Genomic DNA, 1,744 nt, shown 5'->3' with positions numbered 1-1,744 from the left:
GAACCAGAGCATTGTCCTCGGCGGTGTGGCGTCGCCGGCATCGCGTGGGAACTCGGGGTGCTGTCGGCCCTGCAGGACGCCGGGTGGACCTCGACGCAGCGAACCTCGTCGTCGGGTCGAGCGCGGGCAGCGTCGTCGGGACCTTCGTCCGCGCCGGCGCCGTCCAGCAGGCGTACGACCAGCAGCACGCCGCCGTCCCGACGACCTACGAGGAGCCCGTCCCGATCGACGGCGACGACTTCCAGCAGCGGATCGGCGCCGTGCTCGACGGCGCCACCTCCGACCAGGACGCCCGTGCCCGGCTCGGCCGGCTCGCCCAGCGCACGACGACCGGCCAGACCGACGACCAGCGCGCTGCGACCTTCGCCGAGACCCTGCCGTCGACCGAGTGGCCGCCGAAGCCCCTCGCCGTCACCGCGATCGACGCGACCGACGGCACCTTCCGCGTGCTCACCGCGGCGGACGGCGTGCCGCTCGCGCGCGCGGTGGCCGCCAGCTGCTCGGTGCCGCTCGTCTGGTCGCCGGTCACGATCGAGGGGCGCCCCTACGTCGACGGCGGGATGCGATCGGCCACGAACGCGGACGTCGCCGCCGGGTACGAACGCGTCCTCGTCGTCGCCTGCGGTCCCGAGGGGCCGTCGCCGCTCGGGCCGTGGCTCGACGTCGCGGTCGAGGGGCTCCGGGCGGCCGGCAGCTCGGTCGAGGTCGTCATCGCGGACAGCACCTCGCAGCAGGCCTTCGGCACGAACTCCCTCTCGCTGTCCACGCAGGCGCCCGCGGCCGACGCCGGGCGCACGCAGGGCACCGCCGTCGCCGAGGGCATCGCCGCGTTCTGGGCGTGAGTTCTCCACAGACCGGCCGGTGACCGCCGCCGCGGCGGGGAGCGCCGCTAGCGTGGGTGCATGACGACGCCGTTCTCGGACCTCGACCAGTACACCGCCCTCCCCCGCGTGGACGGGATCGCCCTGAGTCCGGACGGCTCGCGGGTCGCCCTGACCGTCAGCGTCCTCGACGCCGACGGCACGGGGTACCGGCGGTCGGTCTGGGCGGTCCCCGCGGCGGTGACCGACGAGTCGGCCGCTCCGGTCCGGCTGACGCGCTCGGCCAAGGGTGAGGGTGGGGTGTCGTTCACCCGCACCGGCGACCTGCTGTTCGTGTCCGGACGCCCCGACGGCGACGGCGACGAGGACAGCGACGCCGCGCAGCTCTGGGTCCTGCCGGCCGGTGGTGGCGAGGCGCGACCGGTCACGAAGCTCGCGGGCGGGATCGGTGGGGTCCTCGGCGCCGCGTCGCAGGCGGACACCGTCGCCGTGACCGCGGGGCTCCTGCCGGGTGCCGGCACGGACCGCACGGGTGTCGTCGCGGCCGATGCCGCGCTCCGTGGGCGGCGGAAGGACCGGAATGTGCGGGCGATCCTGCACGAGACGTACCCGGTGCGCTTCTGGGACCACGACCTCGGCCCCGACGAGACGCACGTCCTCACGCTCGACCTCGCCACCCTGACCGAGGCATCGACCACCCGCGACGTGTCGACGAACACGACCGAGGACGGCACGGACGCCGGCGTCGATGCCGCCGCCGACGCGTACCCGGCGCACCTCCCGGCGCTCTCCGACGTCACGCCCGCCCCGGGCCGCTCGCTCGAGCACGTCGCCGGAGCCGTCACCCCGGACGGCTCGACGGTCGTCGCCACGGTCGGCGTTGCAGAAGCGCGCGGCTCGCGCTCGACGATCGTCGCGTTCGA

1 protein-coding gene and 1 pseudogene are annotated in these 1,744 nt (G+C 75.3%); both read left to right on the top strand.

Translation table 11 applies throughout. From position 1 onward, the window contains the following. Positions 1-83: 83 nt before the first annotated feature. The gene (locus I5E_RS22080) at positions 84-842 is read left to right on the top strand and encodes a patatin-like phospholipase family protein (protein WP_049973545.1); all 759 of its coding nucleotides are present in this window, start codon (positions 84-86) and stop codon (positions 840-842) included. Positions 843-902: 60 nt separating this feature from the next. After that, positions 903-1,744 (top strand): annotated as a pseudogene (locus I5E_RS17485) (S9 family peptidase); the annotation flags it as partial.

This window comes from Curtobacterium sp. B18 (genome assembly GCF_000333375.1).
Taxonomy (GTDB): Bacteria; Actinomycetota; Actinomycetes; order Actinomycetales; family Microbacteriaceae; genus Curtobacterium.
Note: the sequence above shows the minus strand (reverse complement) of the source record. Positions and strands in the feature narration are given on the sequence as shown.